27 protein-coding genes are annotated in these 26,935 nt (G+C 35.1%); 5 read left to right on the top strand and 22 right to left on the bottom strand.

Going from position 1 to position 26,935, the window contains the following annotated elements; all coding sequences use genetic code 11:
- Window positions 1–66: 66 nt before the first annotated feature.
- Window positions 67–1,209, top strand: coding sequence for a tyrosine recombinase XerS (xerS, locus tag AUF14_RS20110; protein WP_016178386.1), 1,143 nt, complete (start codon window positions 67–69; stop codon window positions 1,207–1,209).
- Between the two features lie 91 nt (window positions 1,210–1,300).
- On the opposite strand, the gene AUF14_RS20105 is transcribed toward xerS (AUF14_RS20110), so the two are convergent.
- The 4 genes from AUF14_RS20105 to AUF14_RS20090 all read right to left on the bottom strand — a co-directional run bounded on the left by AUF14_RS20105 (window position 1,301) and on the right by AUF14_RS20090 (window position 4,478).
- Entirely contained in the window at window positions 1,301–1,480 is a 180-nt protein-coding gene (locus AUF14_RS20105) for a type II toxin-antitoxin system RelE family toxin (RefSeq protein WP_081638465.1), read from the bottom strand.
- 115 nt (window positions 1,481–1,595) lie between these two features.
- Window positions 1,596–2,351: an alpha/beta fold hydrolase gene (locus AUF14_RS20100; protein WP_070503988.1), complete on the bottom strand. Its 756-nt coding sequence runs from the start codon at window positions 2,349–2,351 to the stop codon at window positions 1,596–1,598.
- Between the two features lie 140 nt (window positions 2,352–2,491).
- Window positions 2,492–3,730, bottom strand: a complete 1,239-nt coding sequence (locus AUF14_RS20095; protein ID WP_016178388.1) for an MFS transporter — start codon at window positions 3,728–3,730, stop codon at window positions 2,492–2,494.
- A gap of 103 nt (window positions 3,731–3,833) precedes the next feature.
- A complete protein-coding gene (locus tag AUF14_RS20090; RefSeq protein ID WP_016178389.1) occupies window positions 3,834–4,478 on the bottom strand; it encodes a TetR/AcrR family transcriptional regulator in 645 nt (214 codons plus the stop codon).
- A gap of 241 nt (window positions 4,479–4,719) precedes the next feature.
- Between AUF14_RS20090 and AUF14_RS20085 the strand changes: the two genes are divergently transcribed.
- Both AUF14_RS20085 and AUF14_RS20080 read left to right on the top strand, forming a co-directional pair.
- Window positions 4,720–5,118 carry a helix-turn-helix domain-containing protein gene (locus AUF14_RS20085; RefSeq protein ID WP_016178390.1) on the top strand — a complete coding sequence of 133 codons (399 nt, stop codon included), beginning with the start codon at window positions 4,720–4,722 and terminating at the stop codon, window positions 5,116–5,118.
- A gap of 12 nt (window positions 5,119–5,130) precedes the next feature.
- Entirely contained in the window at window positions 5,131–5,457 is a 327-nt protein-coding gene (locus AUF14_RS20080) for a hypothetical protein (protein ID WP_016178391.1), read from the top strand.
- Window positions 5,458–5,482: 25 nt separating this feature from the next.
- On the opposite strand, the gene AUF14_RS20075 is transcribed toward AUF14_RS20080, so the two are convergent.
- Window positions 5,483–6,529 carry a bifunctional transcriptional activator/DNA repair enzyme AdaA gene (locus AUF14_RS20075; RefSeq protein ID WP_016178392.1) on the bottom strand — a complete coding sequence of 349 codons (1,047 nt, stop codon included), beginning with the start codon at window positions 6,527–6,529 and terminating at the stop codon, window positions 5,483–5,485.
- 205 nt (window positions 6,530–6,734) lie between these two features.
- Here AUF14_RS20075 and xerS (AUF14_RS20070) point away from each other — a divergent pair, with 205 nt between their 5' ends.
- Entirely contained in the window at window positions 6,735–7,844 is a 1,110-nt protein-coding gene (xerS, locus tag AUF14_RS20070; RefSeq protein ID WP_016178393.1) for a tyrosine recombinase XerS, read from the top strand.
- Window positions 7,845–8,135: 291 nt separating this feature from the next.
- On the opposite strand, the gene AUF14_RS23315 is transcribed toward xerS (AUF14_RS20070), so the two are convergent.
- The 10 genes from AUF14_RS23315 to AUF14_RS20030 all read right to left on the bottom strand — a co-directional run bounded on the left by AUF14_RS23315 (window position 8,136) and on the right by AUF14_RS20030 (window position 19,867).
- Window positions 8,136–8,264 carry a hypothetical protein gene (locus tag AUF14_RS23315; protein ID WP_456151924.1) on the bottom strand — a complete coding sequence of 43 codons (129 nt, stop codon included), beginning with the start codon at window positions 8,262–8,264 and terminating at the stop codon, window positions 8,136–8,138.
- A 12-nt stretch (window positions 8,265–8,276) separates the two neighbouring features.
- Window positions 8,277–12,482, bottom strand: coding sequence for a zinc-ribbon domain-containing protein (locus AUF14_RS20065; protein WP_227656412.1), 4,206 nt, complete (start codon window positions 12,480–12,482; stop codon window positions 8,277–8,279).
- Window positions 12,483–12,486: 4 nt separating this feature from the next.
- Window positions 12,487–13,182, bottom strand: coding sequence for a hypothetical protein (locus AUF14_RS20060; protein ID WP_016178395.1), 696 nt, complete (start codon window positions 13,180–13,182; stop codon window positions 12,487–12,489).
- Window positions 13,164–14,051, bottom strand: coding sequence for a hypothetical protein (locus AUF14_RS22980; RefSeq protein WP_227656411.1), 888 nt, complete (start codon window positions 14,049–14,051; stop codon window positions 13,164–13,166). Before AUF14_RS22980 ends, AUF14_RS20060 begins: the two co-directional genes overlap by 19 nt.
- A 108-nt stretch (window positions 14,052–14,159) precedes the next feature.
- Window positions 14,160–14,861: a hypothetical protein gene (locus AUF14_RS22975; protein WP_227656410.1), complete on the bottom strand. Its 702-nt coding sequence runs from the start codon at window positions 14,859–14,861 to the stop codon at window positions 14,160–14,162.
- Window positions 14,861–16,735, bottom strand: a complete 1,875-nt coding sequence (locus AUF14_RS20050; RefSeq protein ID WP_016178397.1) for a hypothetical protein — start codon at window positions 16,733–16,735, stop codon at window positions 14,861–14,863. Before AUF14_RS20050 ends, AUF14_RS22975 begins: the two co-directional genes overlap by 1 nt.
- Window positions 16,710–17,798, bottom strand: a complete 1,089-nt coding sequence (locus AUF14_RS20045; protein WP_227132048.1) for a site-specific integrase — start codon at window positions 17,796–17,798, stop codon at window positions 16,710–16,712. The genes AUF14_RS20050 and AUF14_RS20045 overlap by 26 nt, the downstream gene beginning before the upstream one ends.
- 820 nt (window positions 17,799–18,618) lie before the next feature.
- Window positions 18,619–19,140 carry a hypothetical protein gene (locus AUF14_RS20040; RefSeq protein ID WP_016178399.1) on the bottom strand — a complete coding sequence of 174 codons (522 nt, stop codon included), beginning with the start codon at window positions 19,138–19,140 and terminating at the stop codon, window positions 18,619–18,621.
- Window positions 19,141–19,175: 35 nt separating this feature from the next.
- Window positions 19,176–19,625: a hypothetical protein gene (locus AUF14_RS20035; RefSeq protein ID WP_016178400.1), complete on the bottom strand. Its 450-nt coding sequence runs from the start codon at window positions 19,623–19,625 to the stop codon at window positions 19,176–19,178.
- Between the two features lie 20 nt (window positions 19,626–19,645).
- Window positions 19,646–19,867: a helix-turn-helix transcriptional regulator gene (locus tag AUF14_RS20030; RefSeq protein ID WP_070503993.1), complete on the bottom strand. Its 222-nt coding sequence runs from the start codon at window positions 19,865–19,867 to the stop codon at window positions 19,646–19,648.
- A gap of 174 nt (window positions 19,868–20,041) precedes the next feature.
- On the opposite strand from AUF14_RS20030, the gene AUF14_RS20025 reads away from it, so the two are divergent.
- Complete coding sequence (locus AUF14_RS20025; protein WP_070503996.1) at window positions 20,042–20,290, top strand: helix-turn-helix domain-containing protein; 249 nt, start codon at window positions 20,042–20,044, stop codon at window positions 20,288–20,290.
- Between the two features lie 121 nt (window positions 20,291–20,411).
- Here the strand turns inward: AUF14_RS20025 and tnpA are convergent, their stop codons facing one another.
- The 7 genes from tnpA to AUF14_RS19990 form a co-directional block, all read right to left on the bottom strand.
- Window positions 20,412–20,879, bottom strand: a complete 468-nt coding sequence (gene tnpA / locus AUF14_RS20020) for an IS200/IS605 family transposase (protein ID WP_028020983.1) — start codon at window positions 20,877–20,879, stop codon at window positions 20,412–20,414.
- A gap of 385 nt (window positions 20,880–21,264) precedes the next feature.
- Window positions 21,265–21,528 carry a type II toxin-antitoxin system Phd/YefM family antitoxin gene (locus tag AUF14_RS20015; RefSeq protein WP_016178404.1) on the bottom strand — a complete coding sequence of 88 codons (264 nt, stop codon included), beginning with the start codon at window positions 21,526–21,528 and terminating at the stop codon, window positions 21,265–21,267.
- A 20-nt stretch (window positions 21,529–21,548) separates the two neighbouring features.
- Complete coding sequence (locus AUF14_RS20010; RefSeq protein ID WP_227656409.1) at window positions 21,549–23,222, bottom strand: hypothetical protein; 1,674 nt, start codon at window positions 23,220–23,222, stop codon at window positions 21,549–21,551.
- Between the two features lie 567 nt (window positions 23,223–23,789).
- Window positions 23,790–24,296: a GNAT family N-acetyltransferase gene (locus AUF14_RS20005; protein ID WP_016178406.1), complete on the bottom strand. Its 507-nt coding sequence runs from the start codon at window positions 24,294–24,296 to the stop codon at window positions 23,790–23,792.
- Between the two features lie 133 nt (window positions 24,297–24,429).
- Window positions 24,430–24,840, bottom strand: coding sequence for an arsenate reductase (thioredoxin) (gene arsC / locus AUF14_RS20000; RefSeq protein WP_016178407.1), 411 nt, complete (start codon window positions 24,838–24,840; stop codon window positions 24,430–24,432).
- Window positions 24,841–24,974: 134 nt separating this feature from the next.
- A complete protein-coding gene (locus AUF14_RS19995; RefSeq protein WP_016178408.1) occupies window positions 24,975–25,745 on the bottom strand; it encodes an ABC transporter permease in 771 nt (256 codons plus the stop codon).
- The gene (locus AUF14_RS19990) at window positions 25,738–26,673 is read right to left on the bottom strand and encodes an ABC transporter ATP-binding protein (RefSeq protein WP_102866571.1); all 936 of its coding nucleotides are present in this window, start codon (window positions 26,671–26,673) and stop codon (window positions 25,738–25,740) included. The genes AUF14_RS19995 and AUF14_RS19990 overlap by 8 nt, the downstream gene beginning before the upstream one ends.
- Window positions 26,674–26,935 lie beyond the last annotated feature (262 nt).

The raw sequence follows: 26,935 nt of genomic DNA, 5'->3' as shown, positions 1-26,935 counted from the left end.
TACCTATTATCATATAGTTAGAGAGTTCCCCTCTCCTATCAAAAAAAGAAAGGACTGAAAAATAAAATGAGTCGTGAATTACTACAGGAACGCTACGAAAAAGAATTCGAAAAATTACCGGATTTCATTCAAAAATATTTATTGTATTTGGAAGCAATCCCCCGTTCAACGAATACCTTGTACGAATACTCTAAAGAATATCGAAGATTCCTCTCCTGGCTTTCTTCTGAACAAATTATTCAGGTGGATGATATTTCAGAGATTCAATTAGAAGATTTTGAAAGACTGAATAAAGATAAAATCGTTTTATATAAGTCCTTTTTAAATCAATCACCGAAACGAACCTTTGAAGGAAAAGCTGAGAATGACATCTCTCAATCTCCTTTGAGTGAAAGAAATACACATCGCCTTAAAGTGACTGTTCAACGCAGCATCACTGCTCTTCGTTCCCTTTTCAAATACCTATCGAATGAGGAAATCGAAGAATTTGACGAGCAGCTGGGTGATTATGTGATTCGCCCGATGTTAAGACGAAATATTATGGTCAATATAGAAAATGGCGGTGTGGACGCTTCTGATGCGGTACGCAAAGATAAAATCGAAAAAATGCTCTACTTGGACTCGGACGCGATCGATTTTGTGGAATTTGTCTATGCTGGTTACGGCAATCAACTGACCTCGCGTCAAGCCAAAACAGCTTATGAAAAAAATCGTATTAGAGATACCGCAATTCTCGCCTTATTCCTAGGATCGGGCATTCGTCTATCTGAATTAGTCAACACAAATGTCAGTGATCTCAACTACGAAGGTCTGTATGTTCAGGTTCAACGCAAAGGTGACACGCTGGATCATGCGATGATCTCCCCGATTTTTATTGACTACATTCAAGAATATGTTGATCAACGAAAGACACTCTATAATGCCGATGACTCAGTACCAGCCCTTTTTTTAACCAAACATAAAAATGTTGCCAAACGAATGGAAGGCGGCTCAATCGAAAAGATGATCGACAAATACTCCACAGCCTTTGGCAAACGCACCACTCCCCATAAGCTGCGGCACAGTGTCGGCACGATGGCCTTTCGCAAGACAAAAAATTTGAAAACCGTCAGTGAGATACTAGGCCAACGCGGTACGTCTGCCACAGAAATCTATACTCATATCGTCAAAAAAGAGAAACGATCAGTGATTGATGATCTTTGGACATAAAAACAAAACGAGTTCAATCGAAAAACAGATTGAACTCGTTTTGTTTATTTTTTTGCGGGTTACAGTCGATGCGAAATTAAAGTTTTTCCTTTTAAAATTGGTAAACATCGTCGCTATGACCCACTTTTAAAATCAAAATAGTCACCGTTTCTTCATTGATATCTGAAATCAGACGATAGTTTCCAATTCGATACCGCCAATAAAACTGGGCTTTGGCGGTCAATCCTTTACCATGAATTCTGGGAGTTGATAAAGCCGTGCTTTCGCTGATTTGATCAAACGTAACATTTTTTGAAAGCTCCCTTTTTCCTCTCCACCTTTCTAAACTATCAAAAAGCGATCAACCTAGTCCTATTCCAGCAAGTTGACCGCTTTTTTGATACTTTTTAGCTATATTCATAAATGAATTGATTAATGGTTTCTGCTACTTCTTCGCAGCAGCTTTCGATCGCAGGATGACCGGGCTTGTCGAACAATTTGAACTGACCGTGGACGACTTCGCCAACAATGGCTTGATATTCTTGTTCAATATTTGGACGAATAGCTTTGTCTTTTTTAGCGGCTGTTAGCAGCAGCGGCGCCTGCAGAATTTGCAAGGAATCGAAGAACAGCTCTCTTCTGGAGATGATCAAACGCCACATGGAATCTGTATCCCGCTCAACCACGTCCTTCCAATCCTCCCCAATACACCAATGGTAGAACTGTGATGCTTCAGGGTCCGACATCGTTGAAGAGCGTTCTGCTAGTAATTCTTCATCAAAATCATCAGGAAGCGTACGCCCGTGAAAGCTGTCAGCAGTAACGGTAGCGATCAGATCTGGTCTTAAAAATGCTGCATTGATGGCTACCCAAGCGCCACCGCTAGTTCCCACTAGATTTGCGTCGCTAATATTTAAGTGCTCTAACAAGGCGATCGTTTGGCGAGCTTCATCTTTCCAAAGCTCGGTAGGAAATTTATCCAGCCGATCAGATTGACCATAGCCTAAAAAATCGATCAAGATTACTTGGAAATCTTTATAAAGGGGCAACATGGGTTTAAATAACTTGGATGACGAGGTATTTCCATGCAAAAAGACGAGTGGTTTTCCTTCTCCGATTGTTTCGTAGAAGATTTTTTTTCCTTTATAGCTAAAGAAACTCACTACAATCCCTCCTTAAAAGTTCATACGTTTGTTTTTAGTATAACAAGAAAAGCCAATAACAGCGGTTATCGGCCTAAAGAAAAATATTATGAAATATAAAATAAATGGGTTGGACTTTTTATAAAATATATGTTTTGAAACTATACTTCATTGCTTACACGCATCTGCTTAAAAATTCTGATCGAGAAAATAGCAATCAAAATGGTCACAATAGAAGTGGCAATGATTAGTACTAGCAGCATTTTTGTCGACGCTGCTGCCGCAAAGCTGCCATACATCACCTGGCCTAAAGGAATCGCCAGGGTGGTCACGATCATCACTAATGACATGATCCGACCAAGCAAAGCTTTGTCAGAAACTAACTGGATATAAACAATCAATTGAACCGAAACGACTGTAACTACACCCATTGCTGAGGCCACGATGACTGTCATCAGCCAAAATGCCAACGTTGAATTCTGAATCAGGCCAAACGGGATGACTAATAAACTAAATAAAATCGCCACGAGAATCAAATTTTTGGTAATACTGGTTTCATTCAAGCGATTCGCGATCACACCGTAAACGACTGTTCCCAAAAGACTGCCGATTGCTAGAATCGTATTCATTAACCCGAATTGTGCGTCGGTCGCACCTAATTGAATACGGGAAACATACGGAATGATCACCTGAATAAAGGAAGCGAGAAAAAAGTTTAACAAAAATGCTACTGCTGCAACTTTGACAATGACTTTTTGCGCCTTCAGATAGTTCGCTACTTCCTTCAAATCACCGACAACCACCTGGAAAAGCGTCCCATTCATTGCAGCTTGTGCTTGAACCGGAATGTTTAACAATACTTCGCAGAAAATCGCAATTAAAAATAAGGCTGCTGTGATCATAAAAATTTGATAAACGGCGTCAAATCGATAAATGATTCCCGCAAGGATCGGGCCTAAAACCGTTCCTAATGTACCGATGGAGCTGATGATCCCGTTTGCTCGTGGAATCTCCTCTTCCTTACAAATTATGGGAATCGCTGATTGAACCACGGGTGTTTCAAAAGCCGAGACCATTCCAATGATCACTGTCAAGATTCCGATCGCCGTTACTGGATTTTCCAAACGTGTGACTAGAAACAGGCCAATCGATAAAACAAGGTACAGACAATCCATCAGTAACATCAAATTTCTTTTCGGCAAGCGATCAGCCAGCACGCCGCAGAAAGGCAGACAAATCAATCGCCCTACGATCGATAACGACGCAATCACGCTAAAGGTCAACGCGGATTTTGTAATATCCAGCACATACAATGAAATCACAAATTGAACAATCGTTGTTCCTAAAACGGAGAATAATTGACTCCCGATTAACAAATTAAAATTTTTATTTCTTTTCATAATAACCATCCTTCTTTCTTCACTCTTGTGCGACAAGCTCAAAAACAACTAATATCGATTAACATACCTACCGTTGGTATCTATAACTTTAAAAAAAAATAGCTTATTCTTCGCTATCTTTTTTTAAATAGGCAAACATCTTATTCGCTTCTGTCATGATCTCCTCATTGAAGATCGGAATACCGACACCATCGAATAGCTTCTTAGTAAATAGTACCTTTCGCTTCAGCTGTTCCTCAGTAAAAACAGTCAAGTGCAACCCGATCCACGTATTTAGGTTCATCATCAACACATCCGCGACCTCTTCAGGAAACTCTGTTTCAATCGAGCCATCCGCGATCCCCTCTTCAACGATTTTTTTGATTTCGGGAATTACTTCGTTAAACATGCTGATTATTTGCTCTCCGATAAAACGCGGACTGCGCAGGGTAACTGCCGCTGAATAATTTAACTTCATCCGAGAATAATCAGTAAACGCATCTAGAATTGCGCTTTGCAATTTTTCTAATCCGTTATTTCCTGGATGCTTTCGCAAACTTTCTTCGGGTGTTTCCGCAGGTTCGATAATCGTTTCAAAAATCTCAAACTTTGATTTGAAATGCTGGTAAATCGCACCCTTCGTCATGCCATCTAAACCATTGACAATATCTTGGATCGACGTATTATCATAACCCTTTTCAAGAAATAATTGTTTCGAAACAGCTAGAATCTTGCGCCTTGTTTCTTCTGGATTTTTTCCTCTCGCCATGGCTTCACTCCTTACATACCATTGGTATCTATCTAAAATATAGAGCTTCACTGGCTAATTGTCAACAGTTTTTGATAAAAAGATTTTGATATAATTTCATTTGCGATATTTATAGTTCTATATCTTTAAGAGAAATCCCTTAACTATCGAACGTAAAAGCTTTTTTACCTGATTTTTCTCGCGAGGATTCGCTTTTTGTTTTATGCTAGAGATAAGATAAATGGTGATTGAGGGATGAAAAATGGATGTCGGACAACGGTTAAAAATACGTAGAAAAGAATTGGGATTCACACAGGATTATGTGGCAGCTGAGTTAGGAATTACCCGCCAAACAATGTCGAATTGGGAAAATGGTCGAAGCTACCCTGATATCGAGCGAATTATTCGTTTATCAGAGCTTTACAATCTTTCCCTCGATGAATTATTGAAGGGAGATCGAGAAATGGTCAAGCATTTACAGGAGAATACCGTGGTCAACCACTTCTTGAAGATTTTTATTGTTCTACTTTTAGTGAATGGACTACTGATGCTGCTTCTCTTAGCAAATCCATTAATGAATGAAGTATTTCTTTGGCTGATTTTCGCTCTGGTTGGTGCCAACAGCTTGTCGCTTTTTTATCTGATTATAAAAAAAATTTAGGAGGGACAAATTATGAACCAAACAGCGCTCATGATTCTTTTAATGGTTTTACTTTTGGTAGGGGCCTGCTGCCTATTTTATTATATCTTTTCGTTGATCATGCTAGATGCCAAAAGCCGCGGCATCAAAAATCCAAAATTTTGGTCATTGATCGCTACCGGCGGACAAAACGGTGGCGGCCTGCTGCTTTATCTTTTTGCTCGTCGAAAAACCACTAGCTTAATGAAGCCGGCTGAAGTGGAGAAATTTCTTCAACTCAAACGGAAAATCTATTGTTTGCTGGCAGTGCTGTTTGTGCTTTTTCTAGCATTCGCCGCGATAATTTTCCGCTTGAACTAAAAAAAGAACCGATCAGGGCTCTTTTTTAGCGATACTTCATTTCTAATGCCAACAAATACTGCTTGCGTTCTAATCCGCCCGCATAGCCGGTCAGATTTCCGTTGTGTCCGATCACTCGATGACAGGGAATGACGATGGCGATCTTATTCGAGCCGTTTGCTCTTCCCACTGCACGAACTTTTCGTTTATCTCCTAAACGCTCCGCAATTTCCTGATAGCTGACCGTTTCGCCACTTGGAATCGTCATCAAACTATTCCAGACCTCTTTTTGAAAAGGGGACCCGTCAAGAAACAGCGGCAACTCAAACTCTGTGCGTTCGCCTTTGAAATATTCGTTCAATTGTTGCTCCACACGCTGATTGATGGCGGTTTGACCATAAATGATCCGAAAGTTGTATTTGTCACGCAGCGCTTCGATCTCACGCTCTAGTCCACGCCGATCTTCAAATTCCAATAAATAGAGCGCGTCGTCATCGGTTAGACACAGCATTCGACCGATGGGGGTGGAAATAAATGAGGCGTTTAACGTACGTGCAGCGACTTTTTTCGCGGGATTTCCCATAATTTTCGTAAAGGCATCATTGAATCCGCTGGCTGATTCATATCCAGACTCCAGCTGCTGATCGATTACCTTGCTGCCTTGACTGATTTCCTTAAAAGCCAAACCCATCCGGCGGGCCCGAGCATATTGGACAAAAGTCATGTTATAGACCTCTTTGAATTTTCTGCGAGCTGTGACGGAGTTCAGTCCAAGCGCTGAAAAATCCGCCTCCTTCCAGCGTTTTTCCGGCTGCTCTTCCACTGCATTCACCAAAAGCTGAACTTCTTCCGGAATTGCCTGCGGAAATGACAAGGGCTGACAAATTTTGCAGGGCCGGTAGCCTGCCAGCAGCGCTTCTTCTGCTGTTGGATAAAACTCGCAGTTCTCCATTTTCGGTTTGCGTGCTCGACAGGTTGGATGACAAAAGATCCCCGTCGTTTTTATTCCTGCAAAAAAGATGCCATCGTAGCTGCGGTCTCTCTCTTTTAAAGCGTGATAATACTCTGCTTGTTTTTTCTTTGAAGTAATCATCTCGGATTCCCCCTTTGTTACCAATAGTATAAACCTTCTAACATGGACTTTCTTCCGAAAAATGAACAACTATTTTCTATTTATTAAATAACCGTCTAAGATAATAACATTTTGTTTCAATGACAGTTGGACGTTATAAAATAACTGTTGTTTGACACTACTTGCGCGCTGTCTTATACTTTTAGTTACAAAGGAGTTGGCAGCGATGAATCAACAAGAAGCCAATCGACGGATGGAGGAAGAAATCCAATATTTCCCCTGGTTCGTCCAAAATTATTTTCGTAAAAAAAGCGGTGATCAATACTCTTCCATCACCTTATATGAATACGCCAAAGAATATCGACGCTTTTTGAATTGGCTGATCCAAGAAGGCTTTTCTTCGGCCGAGAAACTCTCAGAAATTACACTGGAGGAGTTTGCGGCATTATGGCCGGAGGATTTGGAGTTCTACAAAGCCCACTTGGTCAAAGCGCCGAAGATTTTAAAAGAATCGACTAAGAAACGTTTAGAAGAAAGCGAACAAGCCCTTCCCTTGCGGCAAAATGTCACCGTTCAACGTGGCGTAACCGCCCTGCGCTCCCTCTTCAGCTATTTGAATGAGGCGATCGATCGTAAAACTGGCAAGCCTTATCTTGAACATAATATGATGGGAAAAGTCGCAAATGTCAAGGATAATAAGACCATGGCCGAGCGCGGTGCCGCGATTGAGAAGAAGCTTTTCTTAGATGATGAAGCCCTAGACTTTCTCGATTTTGTCGAACATCGCTACATCGAAACGTTGGAAAGTCGCCAGGCAATTACAGCCTTTAAGAAAAACCAAGTCCGTGATCTCGCCATTATTGGACTTTTTCTAGGAACCGGCATGCGGCTGGCTGAACTGGTCAATATGAATGTTCAGGATCTTGATTTGAATGCCGGAGAAGCTCGCGTCTATCGAAAAGGCGGAAAATGGGATATGGTGGTCATCTCTTCGATTGCGATCGAATATCTAACGAATTATCTTAACCAAAGACAACAGCTGTATCAACCAGATGAAAACGAATCCGCCCTCTTTTTAACTCGTTATCGCGGCAAAGCCAAACGCATCGCCGGCGGTGCAGTCGAAGCAATGGTGGGAAAATATTCCGAAGCCTTCAAAATCAAAATCTCACCTCATAAGCTGCGTCACTCTGTCGCCACACAGCTCTACAGTAAAACCAATTCCTTGGTACAAGTCGCTGAGCAGCTGGGACAATCGGGGACGTCTGCTACGACGGTTTATACTCATATCGCTGGGAAGAAAAAACGCGATGCTATGAATGATTTGTGGACTTGAAACAATAAAGTTAAAAAAATTTAAGTAATAAGTAAAAAAAATTTTTTTACAAAAAGATCGAAAAATGAACTTTATTCTCATGAAAAGTAAATTTTCTAAAATCTAATTTTCTATTGTAAATGAACTTTATTTTCTCATTGCCACAAAACTTTAAAAAAAAGAACACCGATCCTTACTATTTTTTTGTAAGATCAGTGTTCTTATCTATTTGTTTTGCTAAAAAATATTCTTATACTGATACCTGATGATTTGGTAATTACTCATTTCTCATTGCAAACTATAAATTAAAACCTAAATAAAATGCCTTTTTTTTCTGCGTAAACCTTTACAGAATGTACAAGGCTCCTTTTTCCTTTTTTGAAAATTAATTCTCCGTTTGGGCGACATTAGGTATTTATGATCTTTATTATGTTCGCAAATCCACCATACGTTTTAATCATATTTCGGTAAAATTATACTTGGATCTGTCAAAAGATAGTTATTAATATAATCCCAAAATGGTAATAGTTCAGGATAAACGACTTCAAAAGTATTAAAACCAATTAATGCTTTTCTATTAGCACAGTAAGGACAACTATCATCGTCACACTCTCGATCGCGAATTGAGTGCGAATATTCTCCACTACATTTTGAACAAACCCATAAAGCTGCTTGTGTTGAACTATATAAATAGTCAGTTGCAGCACCTTCATTATTTATGCTCCACTCGGATAATAACTCTGGTTTCAAATCTGCCACAGTGTTTAATCCCTTAAGTAGCTTTCTATTATTACAGTAAGGACAACTATCATCGCCACACTCCTGATCGCGAATTGAGTGCGAATATTCTCCATGACATTCTGAACACTCCCATAGAACAAAGTAGGATGAGTTATAGAGATAGTCAGTTGCAGTACCTTCATTATTTATGCTCCATTCGGATAATAACCCTGGTTTCAAATCTGCCACAGTGTTTAATCCTTTAAGTGGTTTTCTATTATTACAGTAAGGACAACTATTGTCATTATATTCACGCTTCTTTATTGACGCTGGATAGTCGTTTTCGCAACGTTGACATGTCCATAATACCCAATATACAGATTGAAAAGTGAATTCAGAAATATCTCTTTCGTTACTATCACTATATTCATTTACCAATTCTGGCTTAACTGCTTGAATAGTATTAAAACCCTCTAAAGGAATTCTATTTGAACAATATGGACATGCATCATCACCAAAATAACGTCTTCTTATTTCGTATTGAAAATCTCCTGAACAATTTTCGCAGGTCCACCATGCTCGATAGTTTGACATAAATGAAAACTCAAATATCTCTCGCGTATTATTAGCACTCCATTCTGGAACTAGCTCCGGTTTTACATCATTCAAAGTATTATAGCCATTCAGAGCAGCTCTATTTGAACAATATGGACATTTTTTATCACCGAAATCACGATCTTTAATAGGAGCAGAAAATTCGCCTTTGCAATCCGAACAAATCCAAAGAGCAGCAAATAATGATTTATAACTATATTTTTCGATTGATTGTTCATTATTGGTACTCCATTCCGAAATTAACTTGGGTTTCATATCCACAATGGTATTTAACCCTAATAGACCTTTCTTGTTAGAACAATATGGACAACTATCATCCCCAAAATCACGGTTTCTTATTACTTGTGAGTACTCTCCTTTGCAATCAGGACATTCCCACAGAACAGAATATACAGAGGTATCACTATATTCTTCCGCCGGTCTCGTATTGTTTTTACTCCATTCTTTAGACAATTCAGGTTTTGTATCACATAGAGAGTTTATGCCAGAAACTACAATGCTATTTTCACAAATGGGACACTTAAAAGTTTCATCATCTTTAAAATTATATAATTGACGTTTGAAAGAGTGCCCTTCATCACATTTCCACCAAACAATATCGTTTGATTTATTCGTATAAGAACTAAAATCTCTTTCATTTTTATCAGTGTCAAAATACTTTTTTAATTCAGGGTGCTCCTTATAAAACATCTTACCGTAGTGATAGTTTCTGCATAAATTACAATTCCCTTCCCCGATTGCCCGTCTCTGGAATGGCGCGAACCAAACATGTTCGCTATTATTACGACATATCCATTTTGCTTTTTTTGAACTGAACTCAGCAATATTATATGGATCCATTAGGTTATCCGGTGAAAACTCATCCATAAGATCAGGATGTAGTACCGCAAAGTTATTATCAATACTAACTGTTTTCCCTGAACAATATGGACATCCCTTATAAACTGAGTTTTGGGACCTTACCATAGAAGGAATTGTGCTACGAAACTCCCGCTTACATCCGTTAACACATTTCCACCAGTATTCTTTGTTAAGCTGTATCTTATCAGCAGTAAAAACACTTATCTCATTTTTTTCATATAGAAATCTTGAAATTAAATCCGGATATTCTTTTATATAGAATTCATTTCTATTTATTCTTACACACTTAGGGCATTTTTTTACCTCATATTTTTCACAGATTTTCACATACCTTGAAGAAGGATTTGATTTCCACTCATAGTCACATTCTGGACATTTCCATTCTATTCTATCGTTCATGGAAATGGACAAATCTTCGATCAATAAGTCTTTATTCTTTGAATAATCATAGTATTTCTCAAGTTCAGGTACAATTGAAAACAAGTTAGTCTTTCCTGCAACAACTTTAATTCTGGTTTCACAACAAGGACACTCACCTTTAGATAGTTTCCTTGATTTTATTTCGGATTGCCATTCATATTCACACTTTTTACAAAACCACCATACTAATTTTTTTGAGTTAGGCGAAGTTGAATTAATATTAATTTCAGCATTTTTTGTAAAATTCCACTGTTTTAGCAAAAGTGGATAATCAGATACAACTTTTTGGTTTTCAGTGATGCATATTGGACATTTAGGACACCTACTAAAGTTTACTATTTTTTTTGAGAAACTATGTCCATTTTCACATTTGAACCACGCGAGATTTGTTGAATTTCGAAAAAGAGAATATGGATCTAAATCAAAATTTTTTTCCCAATCCCACATTCTTTTTCCTTTTGAACAACAGGAAAAAAAGTCTGTTTGACCAACCACTGTTTTTACTTTTGAACAAAATGGACAGCCAAACGGCGATTGTTCTGGAATACTATAAATAGTTTTCTCAAATATATGGGACTCATCATTTGGACATCTTAAGAATACTTTTTTTCCTGATTTTCGAGTGACATTATCAGGTGTAATCCCTTGATTTTTATCATCTAGCCAAAAATTCGATGCGGCTGGATTACTACTGCGAAAATTATTCGAACATGATCCATCTGAATAACAGTTTGGGCAAAAACTTTTTTTTGCCTCTCTTCTATTACAAAAACTTTGAGTCCACTCATATCCACAGTCACTGCATCTCCAAAATCCTCTTTCCTTTGAATGTACACTGACTTCATTTGGTAAGTAGTTCATTTTCTCATAATCCCAAAATTTTATTAAATCTGGTTTCAATGATTGAATACTAGATTTTTTTTCAAATTTGCAAGTAGGACATTCCGGTGTTTTAAAAAAAGTAATTATACTTTTTCTAAAAGAATGATTATTCTTGCAATTGAACCACGCTTTTTCTCGTGAAGAATACGACAGTTTCGTTGGATCTTTAATTTCTTGATTTCTTTCATGATCCCACATTTCCTTTGCAGGTTTACAAACAGTGAATAAATCATTTACTCCAGGTGTAATTTTCGAGAAACTATTTGTACAATATGGACAAACGACAATCTTCCGACTATTATCAGAAATACTATAAACTTTTCGAGAGAAGGAATGCCCTTTGTCACATTTCAACCAAACAGATTTATTTGATCCATGTGATACTGATGAAGGAGTTAAACCTTGATTCTTCTCATAATCCCAAAAGTCCTCAATATTTTTAACAATTTGTTTCAAAGTTTTTATATTAAATTTTTGAACGATTTTTTGATTCTTTTTCTCGCTTTTGTTTTCTCCATCAAACCCACAACAAGGGCACAACGCATATTTTAGCCATGTAGAGAATTGCCATGACCATTCGTAATGGCATTTTGGACATTGAAAAATTGCTTTCTTTTCAGAAGAAACAGATTCTTCACTAAGAATAATATCTAGATTTTTTGAAGGAATAAAAAAGTGACATATGTTGGGGGTGCGAGAAATCAACTTGTATTTTTCTTTTTTGCATTCTGTGCAACTTGGAGAGGCGCTGAAATTGGCTATTATCCTTAATAAGCTGTGCCCATTTTCACATCTAAAATAGGCTTTTTTTTTCGATTTTGGCAATAGGCTTGTAGGATCAATTCCTCTGTTCTTTTCATAGTCCCACAATTTCTTTGCCTCAGGGAAAATTGTTAGTAAATCTGTTTCTCCTGCAAAGGCTTTTTTTGCATTTGGGCCACAATAGATACATCCAACATTATGACCATCTCTATAGCTACTCATTTTGGAGATTCTTTTTTTAAATACATGATTTGGATTTTTTAGACAACGGAAAAAAACTATTTTATCTGAACCTGCTCCGATTTTTTCGGGAGATAGGGATTTGTCATTCAAATCAAAAGCCCACATTTTTGCAGCTTCTGGATTTTTTTTACTTAAAGATATAAACTGCTTTTTCATTGGTCTACCTTTCAAGATCCGCGAATAATCCTTGTATTATTTTACTCTCTGATTTGATTGGAGTTTGTGCTGTTATTATCTTTTCAGAAAGAATTTCCGAATTAATTATTTTTTGAGTTTCGTTTATCAACATGTCTTCCATCAATAATTCGTTTGCAATCTCCGGATAAACATAGGTCTCAATTATTGTTTTGTAGCTCTTAATTAGCGACGTGAGGCTTTTGTTTAGACTTTTAAGTTTCTTATTATCTACAGAAATCTCTAAATTTTCTTTTTCAAGTTTAGTCAATTTTGTTTTATACTCTTCCATTTTTTCAATCGCGGTATTGCTTTCCTTATTTAAAATAGTTGCCGCTTCACATATAGATCGATGATATATGTTCAACTCTGACAGTGCCCTTTTCATAGAGGAATTACTACAATTAGTTTTAATAAATAAATCTACATCAAGAGTGCGATATGTTGATAATGTATGTCGATTCGAAATTGTCCCTCTTTCTCTTTCATCATTTAAATATTTCCTAATTGTGATATTTCTTCGAATCAAATAGTCTTGGACTTTTGGAAAACCATTTTTTCTTAAATAAGTACCAAACTCTGGAATTTTTACAGTATCACTACGTCCATCACAGAAATTTACAATATAGTTATTTAAATGTTCCAGTAATTCTTCGTCTGTTATTAGTCTTCTTCTTGCCATATTTTTTCTCCTTTAGCATGGAAACGAGCTGTCTTTTCTTCGAAATATTCTTGATAAGAAAATGAACTACTTTTCAAGTTCAATAGAGCCTCACCAATATCTTCTGTATCTCCCTTTCCAATACGAACTAAATGGATTGCATCCTCTAACTTTTTACAATCATCTTCAATTTTTCGTTTATAAAAACCATCATCGGTGGAAAAAAAAGAACTACTAGATTTTCTGTAGAATTTACAGTCAGGACAATATCCGATTTCGCCTTCTTTACTAGCTAATGCAAAGCAATCGGAATAATCACCAATATAAAATTTTTCGGAAAAGCACCTCCCACCATGGCTTAATTTTTTAAAATTATTTTCTCGGATTACGGGAAATTTTTTTAGAGAACTTAGTTGATAAGTAACTTCTCCTAGAGAGATCTGTCTATATTGACGATACGTTCTACATTCAATCAAATTTGTAATATTTGAATAATAGTGGGCAGACATTTCGATATTATCATGCCCTGCCAATAACATTGCCGTAACTGGAGTTCCTCCTTCAGCCATAATATTAATTAGTGCCAAATGCCGAGTGTCTCCCAAATGAATATAATTAATCTCATCTCGCTTAAGATGCCGTTCACTTCGACCATAAATTGTCTTTAAGCCGTACTCATTTTGGATAATTTCATAAAAGAAATAGCGCATAATTGTATTGATGTTAGTATAAGTAAGAAATCTACTATTTAAATGCTTTTTTTGACGCCATTTTTTGTAATGAGGATCAGATACAAAAAAAGTATCTATCTGCGTTTTTTCATACTGCTTAGTGAAATCATGATAATTCATTATTTCATTGGCTAGTACTTCTGGAATTTTGTATGTCACATCATAATAATCAGTTGAAATTTTATATGAAACCTCTTTATTGCCTCCTTTCAGTCTGTTACGTTTTAAAGTGAGGTAATAACCATCATCTTCTTTTTTTAAGCAATTTCATGGTGTTAAAATGAATTCCTTAGGTCGCAATGGAATAATTGCAGTAATTCTCCACCATAAATAGATCGGATAATAAAAGAGACGTGTGTCATTACTGATATCTCGCTTCCAAAAATCACTCAATATATCATTGAAGAGAAAATAGCTGTCAAATTGTGCAAGACTACGCTGTTTCTTTACTCCTCGTTTAAAATCTTCTGTAATATAAAATTCTAGTACATCAATCAATTTTTCAACGTTTTTATTATCGCTGTTATTTGGGAGTATTGAAAAGAAATCAATGCACAAACTAGGTGTCGCAATTTTTAAATTAGCCGTAGCGCCATAAAACTCTTTTCGTTCAGTCTTTATAATTCTCTTAATGTCATTCACCACTGTTTGTAAAGTTTTTAACACATTTTTCCCTAAAGTAAATGCAACGAAAACCTTTAAGTACTCCACAAACTCTTCATAAGATAAACGAAAAATATCTTGATAGCTTCTTTCATAGCAAAAACGATTCACATTATAGTTTATCCCAACATTGGAATACTCATCGGTGCCATTCCATTTATTATCATCAAAGCTGCAATCTTTAAATACGCCTTTTTCATAAAAAATAAGAAAAACTTTCCTTGCTTCATCGACGTTACTCTGACTAAGTTCTTGTATAGTTAGAAATGTGTCGAATAATTGTTCCGACTGAAAACTTGAGTTCATTAAATATACTCCTTAATTAATTTCTCATAAGAGTGAAAAACGGATGAACCATATTGATCCTTGAGACAAAGCAATACTTCATCTAAACAGGGAAGGATTATCTTCATTAAAAGCTGCCTATACTTTTCTTTCTCTATTTCTTCAGAAGATTCTTGATATAAAGAATACACACGCTTATACTCGCTGACTAATAACAACATCGTTGATTTTGTTTTTATTTCATATTTACAACCAACGCATTGAGTTCGATTATCGAAAGAACAGACTTTATTTATAGCCGTTAGCAGACAAAGACTCTCGGATTGTTTAGAAAAAGCTGCTCCTGTACCGATCTTATGTAAAATTTCGAGAATATCATCTTTATTCTTTCCTGAAAGCAAGAGTTCTTCCACTATTTCTTCTGATTGGCGTTTTGATTTTGAAACAATTTCTACGGTTTGTTCTATTTCATTGGGAGAAAGATTCAATTTTTGAATCATTTGCGTTTGCTGACTAAAGGATAAATCGTTATATGATCCCTCGGTAATAATCTTTAAAAGCATAGACGGAACAAATGAGAGTACGCCTCTTTCAAAAAGTTCTTTTGCAACAAATTCAGCTGACAGACCATTCATTTTGGCATCTTTAAGGTATTCAGCTGTTACTCCAGCAAATTTTCCGTAAGATCCCTTATGACTTCTAGCAATTGAGGCTAGTAAATAGCCCTTAATTCTTACACTTTCATTCTTACTCGACATATCATCAGCAAGGATGTAAAGAGATTGCAAATAGGACTTATTTGCTGAACGAGATCTGAAATTTGATTCTAAAAATAATGATCCAATCTCTTCTCCCATGTATCTCGAAATTCGATCATAATCTGAAATCTTTCGAATCAGAGATTTTTCAAAAGTATCTGCTAAACATGAATGAGCTTCACAGATGCTTAAGAGCGTTCCAATATGAACCTCACAACTCTCGGGAACGTTGAACTTAATTTGCGAAATATTTTTTTGTCCACTAGTTTTGCTGGGGGTTAGAGGCAATACGCATAATCTTGTGGTTATAGATAACAACACTTGCCTAGCTTCTGAATCATCGTATTGATTGTTTTCTATATGTTTTAGTACATTAACCGGAGATTTTAAAAGAGTCGGATGTGGAATTCTTTCCATATCCGTAACTCTGAGTGAACAAATGAAGTGTAAAGATAAAAAAAGCCACGTATCTGCATAATTCTTTGATTTTGTTGCTTTCTCATACATCTTTTCTTTCTTAATATATTCTTCGTTAAAAAGATAATATAAAAGTTGTAAATATTCATCAAAATCGTAGGCTTGTTTTGACTGAGCCATAGAATATCTATTCTTCATGAAATATTCTTTTTTATATGCAGTTTTGTAGTTTTCTTTTAGCCAAGACAAAAAGAATGTTAGTACTAAACCATGACTTTTTATTAAATCATTAATAGCAAGTTCCATAAGACTGGAAATTTCTTGATCATCCATAAGGAAAATATCTTTCTTTAATGAATAAAGCAAGAAATCTGAAATATAGAACATTGCTTCGTCATAAAATTCTACAGAATCAAAAAAAACAGTAAGTTGATTAGTTGTCTCGGGAAATTTGGCTCGTAACATTGTAATCATTCCTTCATAATTCACTTTTGATGATTGTGCAGCAAAAAAAATCTTTAGAGGTTCACTATACAGTTTCACCTGATCAGAAGTGAGCATCACCTTTCCATCGACCAAGACTGGTTTCGAGCCAAACCAGTTGTTGTCTTCCAAGAAAGTAATCATTTTTTGTTTTCCTTCCATACTAGAGCATTCATAACCACCTAAAACTTCTTCAGCAAATAGTTTTAAATCAATCATTTCTTTTACTTCCACCATTTTTTTTAGCTGCTGCCCAGGTCAAGTAATTAAACATCTCATCATTGACTTTTTTGTATTGCTTTTCTAGCTCGCCTTTATTTTGAAGATAAACAAATGAACTTTCGGGAGAGCTATCCCCTCTCGCATGCATTAATTCAGCTACATTTTCCATACCTGATAAAACAAGTTGAACTGTATACCAATGTCTGAAAACATGAGGTGACAGATTATTCTCAATTAGAAGCCGGCCATAAAAAACTGTTTCAGCATCGTTACTAGAAAGATATAATGGAATCATTTCTTCCTTGATAATTTTTCTGAATTTTTGATAGTAACTGTCATACGTCATAGCTCGTCCCTGCTTATTTACTGTTAATGCTCCAAACTGACATTCATATTTTTTCCCAACTAAATGATTCATATAATTTATATAACTACTATAAAATGCATCTGTAAAAATTAACGGCACCGTTTGTAAGCGTTCTCTTTTTATCCTGCCAATTGATTTTAAATCACTTCTTAGATTCAGTTCTTCCCTTATATCTATTTGAATTTTGTGTATTTCACTATCATAAATATCAAAAAATAATCCTGCACCTAAATTACTGTCTTCTCTTCTGACGTTACAAGCCTCTGAAGGTCTTAAGCCTGCAAATGCTGATAAAGTTACGAGCATAATCAACTCTTTGTGATGTTCAGCGATATGAGAAAAGAGCATCTCAAAAGCATTATTTGGTATATCTCGGAAAATTTCTCGATGTTTATTTATATACAACACATCAAATACGGGCACCTTTTTCTTTCTTAAAGTTCCTTTTTTATCGCGATAATTAACATGTTTGTACAATTCTTCAATCTTAATTGCACATTTATCTTTTCGATCATTAATAAACAGTTCAAAAAAATCAAGGACTGCAGAAATACAAGATTCAACTGTTTTTTTTGTCCGTCCAGAACCTTCCACATCCTCGGGTAAAGTACCTTTTCCATAGTGATTAAAAAAATTCTTTATTGTTTCCACAGTAATTTGATCAAGACTTTGACATTGTTCGAAGAAAAAGGCGTAATTCAGCAGCTTCACAACAAAGTAAAATCGATTATTTCCGTCATCATTAATATTCCTCACTGTTCTGTTACCCGATTTGATATACTTGTGAAAGTTAGTGAAAGCTAGCAAATGATCTTGTTTTTTTAAAACTATAAACTTTCTTGAAATTAGTTTGTTGCCTTGAATAACTAGATGATGCTTGTAAACAGAAAAACGCGGATAAAATAACGAAATGACAATCAATCCTTTCTTGGTAACATCACAATCGTTATCTTTTAGTTTACTATAGTATCGTCAAACAATATACTTTTTTTAATAGAAATTTTTTTATAAAAAAGATTATCCGTTTAATTAGTCGGATTTTTGACCTTGAAACATAAAATCTCTTTAATTTATGTTTCCTCTAGATTAGTCTTCTCGATTTTCTATTTCCCAAGATAAATAACGTATGACTATGATTTTTCGCGATGAAAAAAGTTACTTGTTTGTCGGTTATTTTTCCAGTCAATACTTCATTAATAGTGTCATTTGTATCAACACAGTTGTTATCATGAAAAGGAAACGTTGAACATAAGTTTGTTTTTAAAAGTATCATTTTATAGGTTTTTATTTGATATTAAAAAAACTATTTCAGAAAAGTATCACTTTACATCGTTTTGATGATAATAACAGCAAATCTAATATCTTTTTGCTAAGAGAATAGATATCTAAGTAAAAAAATAGAATCAAACATGAATGCAGTTGTTTGATTCTGAATTATAATCTATTAGTGTGACCAATAAATCTAATTTTAAAAATGTCGGTAATTACTTTTTTTATTGACGAGGTACGAAACTTAAGATTTCAAATTTTATTATTCATCTTTTTGATTTTCAAATTCGTCCAAAAAGTCCTCAAATGATTGCTGATGCAGCATTTGGAAATGAGCTCTTGTTCCTTTGAGTTTCGTTACCGGTTCCTTCTTTATCTTCCTATTAATATTTGGTTTAGTCAGAACATTCTTACTAGGATATTCTGATACATGAAAACCGAGTTCCTTAGCTCTTTTATTATAAATCTTTGTTAGGTCAGTTTTAATACTGAACTGAAGGTCTGAAAGGCTTTCGAACCTTGGCGTATAGAAATATAGGTAATTTTCTTTCTTTTCTTTAGGAAAGTGACTACGTAAGGATAAAATATAGATTTCAGAGATATTTTTCATTTTGACTGTAAAATAAATTGAATCAGTAGAAGCTGATCTTTTAGTTCGTATGTAATTAATGAAATTCAGGCTGTTCAAGGCCAATCGTACTTCTCTGATTAACACACTATAATATTTTTCTGGAACTTTGGCGCTCTTGATAAAGAATTCTATTTCTTTTCCGTCTATCATCATCTCCAAAACCTCCCTTAAATTTACAATCTACATAACTATTTTAATTTATCTTTCAATTTTTTGATAGTAAGAGTTTGAAGTCGATAGCCATCTATAATAACTTGATAATTCTTGAACAACACTTTTGAGAGTGGACCATTTTTTTCTATCCTTCCTTCAGGATAGAAAAGTTCCACGTTAAAATTTAGGCTATTGTCAAGTAGCAAATCTAAGAAACAGTCTATTTTTTTTGTAGATATTATCATTTTTAGCTGCAATAGATTTCTTTTTTTTTGAAGACTATCTGCTATCATGTCAGCAAATTCCTCGTATTGACATTCATCAGCCGGTAAATACTTCTCAATGATTTCCTCTACATAGATTTTGTATTGTTCAAAAAATACATCCTCTGAAAACTGACAGGAATACCCATCGTTTTTTTTATCACTCATTTTTCTTTCACGTAACAATCTTTTAATTTGGAGCTTTCTTCTTCTACTTTTCAATGGTCCTTATTCCACCTTTTTTAGATTGGTTGATCTCTACTTCTTAAATCAATGAAGATTAAATCATCTATACTGATATTAAATGCTTCAGAAAGACGTTTTAATGAGTTGATTTCTGGCTCATAGGTTCCGCTCTCCCACTTTGATATAGTTGAGCGTGTAACTAGCAAGATGTCTGATAGTTGTTCTTGTGTAAGGCTCTTCTTTTTTCTTAGATATGATATATTCTCTGCTAGATACACTTAATCATCTCCCTAATGTCCTTTTAAAGTTTAGACAATATTTCCCATAAATAAAAGTGATTCAAGAGAACAAATAAAAAATCCAAGTGGACTCATACTAGTCCCATTTTATCACATAGCTTTCTTATGATTGTTTTAAAAAGAACTAGTTCTAGTTCAAGGGATATATTGATAATGCCAGAAAAAATTATTAGTGATAAAAACAATACAATAGGAAAAAATATAAGAAGAATGCGAATTGATAGAGGAATAGGCCAATCTGAAATGGTACGCCAACTTCAACTGATGGATATAAATATTACAAGAGAAACGTTGGTAAAAATTGAACGAGGCCAGCAGCATATTAAGCTGGATCAAATACGAGGAATTAAGGAAATTCTCAATACTAGTTATAATAGTATTTTGGATAATGATCATAACTAGTAAGTAACACATCCACCCGTGAGAACGGGTGGCTTTTTAACACCTCTAGAAGAGGTCACTACTCGCCTACTCCATAAATGGAGCTTTCTAAAAGACAACCAACCGCTCTTCGCTCGCTACTTTATTTCTTTTTCTTCATTTTGAATGGATCAACGTATTCTCGTTTACTTATACTATCTCGGATTCGATCATCTGATTCTTGCTCTCGTATATATTTTTCAATTGTTTTCTGGTTCAGACCGACTGTGCTCACGTAATACCCCTTTGACCAGAAACTTTTATTTCCATATTTATAGACTAAGTTTCCATGCTGCTCATGGATAAGCGTCGCACTTCTTCCTTTCAAGTAGCCCATGAACTGCGAGATACTTATTTTTGGTGGTACTTTTACCAACATGTGAATATGATCTGGCATTGCGTGTGCTTCGATTATTTCTACCTCTTTCATCTCACAAAGCTTCCTCAAAATTCTTCCAATATCTTTTCTTAATTCCCCATAGATTACTTTTCTTCTATATTTTGGGGTGAAGACTATGTGATACTTACAATTCCATCTAGTATGTGATAAACTTTTGTCGTCTTTAGACATAGAAAAACTCCTTTCGATAAAATAAGCGGTTGGTAGCCACTTATTAGTATATCGAAAGGAGTTTTTATCGCTAAAGCTATTCCATCCACGCGTAGAAGCGCGCGGTTTTCTTGTTTCGTACGCTCCGCGAACGAAACTGACTAAAGTCATTAATCAAACAAGCAAAATCTGCGATTATCATAGTCGCAGATTTTGCTTGTTTTTTAAAGTCCAATTAGAAATAATTTTTTTCTTGTTCTTACATAAACTAAGGATAACTTCATTTAGCTTAATTATCAGTTCCTTTTGTAATATCTCAATTACTGCTTCTTCTCGTATAATTACTACAACTAATGAGAATATCAGCCTTGGCAGAAATTTGTCACTTAATTTTAATGACTATTTATTACAAGTTATCCCAGTTAATTTTTTCTATACTCGTATATCCTGTTCCATCTTTTTCTCGTTTTTTCACAATTGCTAAAGTTTCAGTTTTCATGAGCATTAGTGTTTCTTGAATAGCCCGCCAATCGGATAGTGCAATCAAAACAGCACTTTCTTCGGTGGTATCTCCAATTATTTCTACTTCTTGATGAGTAGTGTTTACTTCTTCCAATAACTTGCGTAAGCGTTTTTTAGCCTCGTATGGTGTTACTATTATATTAGGCATACAATTGATCTCCCTGTTTTTTATTTAGATAATAATTTTTCGTATAAGTTATAAATCGGGTAACTTTTATAGTCTTGCTTTTCTTTTTTACTAAATGTTGAAAAGATTCTCTCAGCACGTTTTCTTTCTTCTAATAAGACATATGCTCCAAATTTAAAAGTCTTATCAATATCATTTGAATCAGTAATATCATACAACCAATCACTTTCCGATTCAGTTAATGCACGTTTACGTTTGAAAATCTGAAGCTCATTCATCATCAGTATTTGATTATTTGTCTCTTCCATTTTGAGATTTTCTTCTTGCAACCAGTGATTAAAATTTAAAGCTGCGTCTAAGAAAGATTCTTTCCTTTCTGGGTTATCCGTACAAAAATCTGCAGCGTTAATCAAAACCAACATGTATTGACTTGCATCGAATAGAATATCATTTTTTTCACTGTGTAGCTTTTGATATTCCTTTAAAAGTACTTCGAAATCAATTGTTGAACACTCAGCAAGTTGCTCAGCTGTTAGTCCTCTAAACATTGGTAAATTAAAATGTTCTCCATCGAAAATAAGATAAAGACAGCTTTTTTTAGCTTTAAATATATCTTCAATAAGGTATTTACCACTTTTTTGTAAACTAATCATTAATGGAATACTAAAATTCTGAAGCTTTAAAATAGTTATAGTGTGGAGAGTTTCTTTTAATGCCAATTCTTGCTTCTTAATTAATCCTGCAATTAAAATATTTAAATCGCGCCATTCTACTTCAGACAGTTTACTAGAATCAATATCATCTGAAATGTTTAAATAATCTAATAGATTCACTACTTCCTTGCAGTGCAGAAGTGATTTTTCATATCTTTCAAAATCAAAATGCGGCCCCGATTTAATTGCAGAAGATAAATCAAGGAATTTTCCATTAACTGTAAATCCTTTATTCTGATAAAGTGAGATCAGAAATTCTATATCAATAAGTGCTTTCCTCGCAAAATCGCTTATTTTATAATTAAAAGTCTGCTTGCTAAATTCTTCGTTAATAGCGAACTCAAAACTATCTCCAAATTTTAAAGTGACAGTACCACGCTGCTTTTCTCTAATCTGTTCAGTATATAGAACCTTTTCTCCTATGCCAATTTCAAGATTAGTTTTTTCGATTTCAATTATTTCCTTCAGCTCTCCAGCTAGTGGTATTAAAACGGGTGATTCAGGAATTTTTGCGTAAAGATAAACATTGTTTGTATCAACGTAATTTTGCATATTGTGTTGGTGAAGAGCTAAGCCTGTTAAAGTGAATGTTAACTCCACCTTCTTATGATCCTTACTAAGACTCTCAAAAGTGTATAGATCACCATCAATAAAACTCATCTGTTTCTTCCTGTGAAACAAAAAACTCTTGAATATAATTACAATATCAATAGTATCAGAAGGAAGTTTTTTAAGCTCTATACTTTTCTTTCCTGACGAGTTCTTTCTTGACTCCAATATTGTCTTTATTTTTATTGGTTCTAATTGAGCGTAATAAAATGTTACGTCATTCTTTCCATTAATGTAAATGACAAAGTAAAGTACTCCACCATCCTGTAAATAGTTCTCTAAGTCCCTAATTTCTGCTAAAAAAGAAATTCTGCTTTGACTTAAATCGTCACTATATTTGCCTTTTACCTGAACGGGAACTTTCCCTAATTTATTTTTATTATACTTATTCATTTTTTCTAGAACATATATATAACCGTCCCAGGATGGTTCTGTGTCCCCAGAATTTAAAAATGGATTAAGATATCCAGTTTGAGTAAGAGTAATTTTTAAGAAATTAATTGACATTATCTCTAATTGCCTTTTATCCAACATAGTTTTCAATCCCCCACACTTATCTTTTTCTATAATAATAAATCAATAACCATAAAGCCATTATATCAATTTACTTGTTGTAGAGATAAATGAGTGCATAAATGCTACTTAAATTGAATGTTATAGATTAGTCGTCGCGTTTTAACTCAATAATCAAATAAAATACTATGTGGATTCATCTTCTCGTCAATCAATTATCAACAAAGTATCTGTATTCCTTTCGGTATTTATTCAGTAAATCGTGAAATATCATTTCTATTAGGATATTCATCAATGTTTGAGCTCTTTTTTTAGGCAAAAAATAACCCAATCACTTGTTAGTATGATTGGGTTTCATAATAATATACATTGACCCGTTTTATGAAGAATTTGATGACGTATTGGCATTGATTATAAGTTAGACCAAAGGCTTCACAAAGAAATCATTCAATCCTTTCCTGTAATTTTACTTCTTCGTTCTAGAAGTAAAGTATCCCGCCAGGTGCCCTCAAGTTTTCCAATTTTATCTCTTCTACCAACTATTCGAAAACCATTCCGTTCATGTAGCTTCAAACTAGCTTCGTTCTCAGGAAATATACCTGCTTGAATGGTCCAAATACCATTTTCTTCACTAGCTTTGATTGCACTACTCATGAGTGTACTGCCAATACCTTTGCCACGTTGAGCTTCTTCTGTGTAAATGCTGATTTCTACGACACCACTATAGACACATCTTGAAGATACAGGAGAAAACGAACTCCAGCCAACTACATTATCATTTTCTACAGCTACAAAATTACCAAAAGATGAATGCTCAGCTTGCCAATCAATGTAACTATTCGGTATAGATGAAATAGTTGCAAAGGTAGCTTCACCAGATTTTATCCCTTCAATATAGATTCTTCGGATATCAGGCCAATCGCTTTCTACCATTTGTCTAATCTCTACAACCATCGGTTTCCTCCTTCGCTAAAAAATACAGTTATTTCTCTCCATCTACTATCCTAAATCGGATGTCTTGCACACAATCATACTATGATACTTTCTTTTGGTAATGAAAATCCCAATCAAACAATTATAAGTTGGCTTATTTTGAAGATAGACTTTTTATATTATTCTTGATAACGTCCCTAACACTTCTGAATTCTGCTAAAATTTCATCTTCTGTCCCTTGTGCTTGAGCAGGATCTTTTAAGTTCCAATGAATATGTTCGATGCCCTTTGGAACCCTTGGGCATTTGTCCTTTGCGTCACCACAAAGAGTAATAATTAAATCAGCATGATTAAAATAATCCAAATCAATCAAATCTGACGTTTGTTTTGAGATATCTATACTGTCTTCAGACATTACTTTCACAGCTCTTGGATTCAGTCCATGTGTCTCAATACCTGCACTTCTGATCTCAAAATCTGAATCAGATAATAAGTTGTGACCATATCCTTCAGCCATTTGACTACGGCACGAATTGCCTGTACATAAAAAGTAAATTTTTTTCACTATCATTTTCCTCCAATCAATAATGGAAAGCTAATTTCTATTTTTCGTTTCGCAATCTATTTATGATAGACTTTTTTATTCAGTGCATTATTACAAGTTATAAAGAAGCAATCAAGTGATATTGATGATATGATTTAACTTCTTAATCCCCTACCCGTATTAACTAGATAGTAACAAACAGTATAAAGAACTGAAATGAACAGAACAAGTATTGTGATCGAGACGGCTATTGGAACATCGGTCGTTCCTAAAAATCCATATCTAAACGCGGATATCATATAAACAATCGGATTGATTTTCGAAACACCTTGCCAAAAAGGAGGCAGCATGGATATCGCATAAAAAACACCACCTAGATAGGTTAGAGGTTGTAAAATAAAAGTTGGTACGATTGACACATCGTCATAAGATTGTGCAAAAACGCCATTTATCAAACCTGCTAATGAAAACAGGATGGCTGTCATTAACAATGTGAGAATAACAATAATCCATGAATGCACATTTAGTGGTACAAAAAATAAAGAAACAATTGTTACAAGTGTTCCCACCAGAAGACTTCTTCCTAATCCTCCAATGACGAATCCCCAAATGATAATGTGAGTTGGTACTGGTGCAACTAATAGTTCTTCAATATTTTTTTGCAGCTTCTGAGAGAAAAACGACGAAGAAACATTTGCATAAGAGCTCGTAATGGCTGACATCATAATTAAACCTGGAACGATAAACTCCATATAGGAGAACCCACCCATATCTCCAATTCGACCACCGATCATTTTCCCAAAAATAATAAAATACAGTGATGTAGTTATGACAGGCGGTACCAGAGTTTGTACCCAAATTCGCAGATACCGGTTGGTTTCCTTGACGGCAAGACTTTTTAAAGCGGTAAAGTAAAGACTAAACATTGATTTCCTCCGGTAGACTTTTTTCTTCTGTGATTTTCAAAAATAGTTCCTCTAAACGATTAGATTTATTACGCATAGATAAGACTTTCATTCCTTGATCGCTGAGTTGCTTAAAAACATCATTTACTCCTTGATCTCGCTCTACTTCCACCGATAAAGTCAGATCATCTTCTAAATAATACTCATAACCTTCTATCTTAGGTGCTGTATTATGAGGTGCAAGGTCTAAAATAAATGTTTCAAACTGTAATTTGGATAGCAGTTCTTTCATACTGGTATTTTCGATCAGTTCTCCTGATTGAATAATCCCGATATTTCTACAAAGCATTTCAGCTTCTTCCAAATAATGAGTAGTCAAAATAATGGTGGTTCCATTTTCATTTAATTCTTTTAAGAATGACCACATTTCACGTCTCAGTTCAATATCCACCCCAGCGGTTGGTTCATCCAAAATTAACAGTCTTGGTTCGTGCATTAATGCTCGAGCGATCATAAGTCGTCTCTTCATTCCTCCAGAAAGCATTCGGGCACGTTCATTACGTTTTCCCCACAAATTTGATTGCTTCAAGTACTTCTCACTGCGCTTCAATGCTTCTTTTCTCGGAACGCCATAATACCCTGCCTGATTCACTACAATTTGTTGAACAGTCTCAAAAGGATTGAAATTGAATTCTTGCGGAACAAGACCAATCTGCTGCTTAGCCTTTTCTAAGTCAGTATCAAGATCATAGTCAAAAACTTTTACCTTCCCAGAGGTCTTATTGACCAGAGAGGTGATAATTCCAATCGTTGTCGATTTTCCAGCACCATTCGGACCTAAAAGGGCATAGAAATCGCCTTGTTTAACCTGTAGATCGATTCCTCGTAGCGCCTCAACGCCAGTTGCATATACTTTTTTTAAATTTTCTATTTCTAGTGCATTTGCCATTAAAAATTTCCTTTCATAATAAGCCTCTTTATAAACAAAATAGTTGTAATACGATTACTGTAAAAAGTCATGTGGTCAATCGACCACATGACTCTATTTTTCTTGCCTTTCTTTCCTTTTTGCTAATAAATAGAGTACCAAAATTAGCGTAATAAAGTTGATAAATATTCCGAGACTAATTGGATAGTGTAATAATTTTGCTAGAATAAAGGACACTGACATCCCTAATAATCTAGCGACTGCTCTCCTTTCTTCAGACATA

Origin of the sequence: Enterococcus avium, from assembly GCF_002891025.1 — a bacterium.
GTDB lineage: Bacteria > Bacillota > Bacilli > Lactobacillales > Enterococcaceae > Enterococcus_A > Enterococcus_A avium.
This window is presented reverse-complemented; position numbering and strand designations above follow the sequence as displayed.

Coding starts and splice junctions, on each gene's coding strand:
- xerS (WP_016178386.1), top strand. CDS start 67: ATGAGTCGTGAATTACTACAGGAACGCTACGAAAAAGAATTCGAAAAA.
- AUF14_RS20095 (WP_016178388.1), bottom strand. CDS start 3,730: ATGAAAAGAAATAAAAATTTTAATTTGTTAATCGGGAGTCAATTATTC.
- AUF14_RS20090 (WP_016178389.1), bottom strand. CDS start 4,478: ATGGCGAGAGGAAAAAATCCAGAAGAAACAAGGCGCAAGATTCTAGCT.
- AUF14_RS20085 (WP_016178390.1), top strand. CDS start 4,720: ATGGATGTCGGACAACGGTTAAAAATACGTAGAAAAGAATTGGGATTC.
- AUF14_RS20080 (WP_016178391.1), top strand. CDS start 5,131: ATGAACCAAACAGCGCTCATGATTCTTTTAATGGTTTTACTTTTGGTA.
- AUF14_RS20075 (WP_016178392.1), bottom strand. CDS start 6,529: ATGATTACTTCAAAGAAAAAACAAGCAGAGTATTATCACGCTTTAAAA.
- xerS (WP_016178393.1), top strand. CDS start 6,735: ATGAATCAACAAGAAGCCAATCGACGGATGGAGGAAGAAATCCAATAT.
- AUF14_RS20065 (WP_227656412.1), bottom strand. CDS start 12,482: ATGAAAAAGCAGTTTATATCTTTAAGTAAAAAAAATCCAGAAGCTGCA.
- AUF14_RS20060 (WP_016178395.1), bottom strand. CDS start 13,182: ATGGCAAGAAGAAGACTAATAACAGACGAAGAATTACTGGAACATTTA.
- AUF14_RS22975 (WP_227656410.1), bottom strand. CDS start 14,861: ATGAACTCAAGTTTTCAGTCGGAACAATTATTCGACACATTTCTAACT.
- AUF14_RS20050 (WP_016178397.1), bottom strand. CDS start 16,735: ATGGTGGAAGTAAAAGAAATGATTGATTTAAAACTATTTGCTGAAGAA.
- AUF14_RS20040 (WP_016178399.1), bottom strand. CDS start 19,140: ATGATGATAGACGGAAAAGAAATAGAATTCTTTATCAAGAGCGCCAAA.
- AUF14_RS20025 (WP_070503996.1), top strand. CDS start 20,042: ATGCCAGAAAAAATTATTAGTGATAAAAACAATACAATAGGAAAAAAT.
- tnpA (WP_028020983.1), bottom strand. CDS start 20,879: ATGTCTAAAGACGACAAAAGTTTATCACATACTAGATGGAATTGTAAG.
- AUF14_RS20015 (WP_016178404.1), bottom strand. CDS start 21,528: ATGCCTAATATAATAGTAACACCATACGAGGCTAAAAAACGCTTACGC.
- AUF14_RS20010 (WP_227656409.1), bottom strand. CDS start 23,222: ATGAATAAGTATAATAAAAATAAATTAGGGAAAGTTCCCGTTCAGGTA.
- AUF14_RS20005 (WP_016178406.1), bottom strand. CDS start 24,296: ATGGTTGTAGAGATTAGACAAATGGTAGAAAGCGATTGGCCTGATATC.
- AUF14_RS19995 (WP_016178408.1), bottom strand. CDS start 25,745: ATGTTTAGTCTTTACTTTACCGCTTTAAAAAGTCTTGCCGTCAAGGAA.
- AUF14_RS19990 (WP_102866571.1), bottom strand. CDS start 26,673: ATGGCAAATGCACTAGAAATAGAAAATTTAAAAAAAGTATATGCAACT.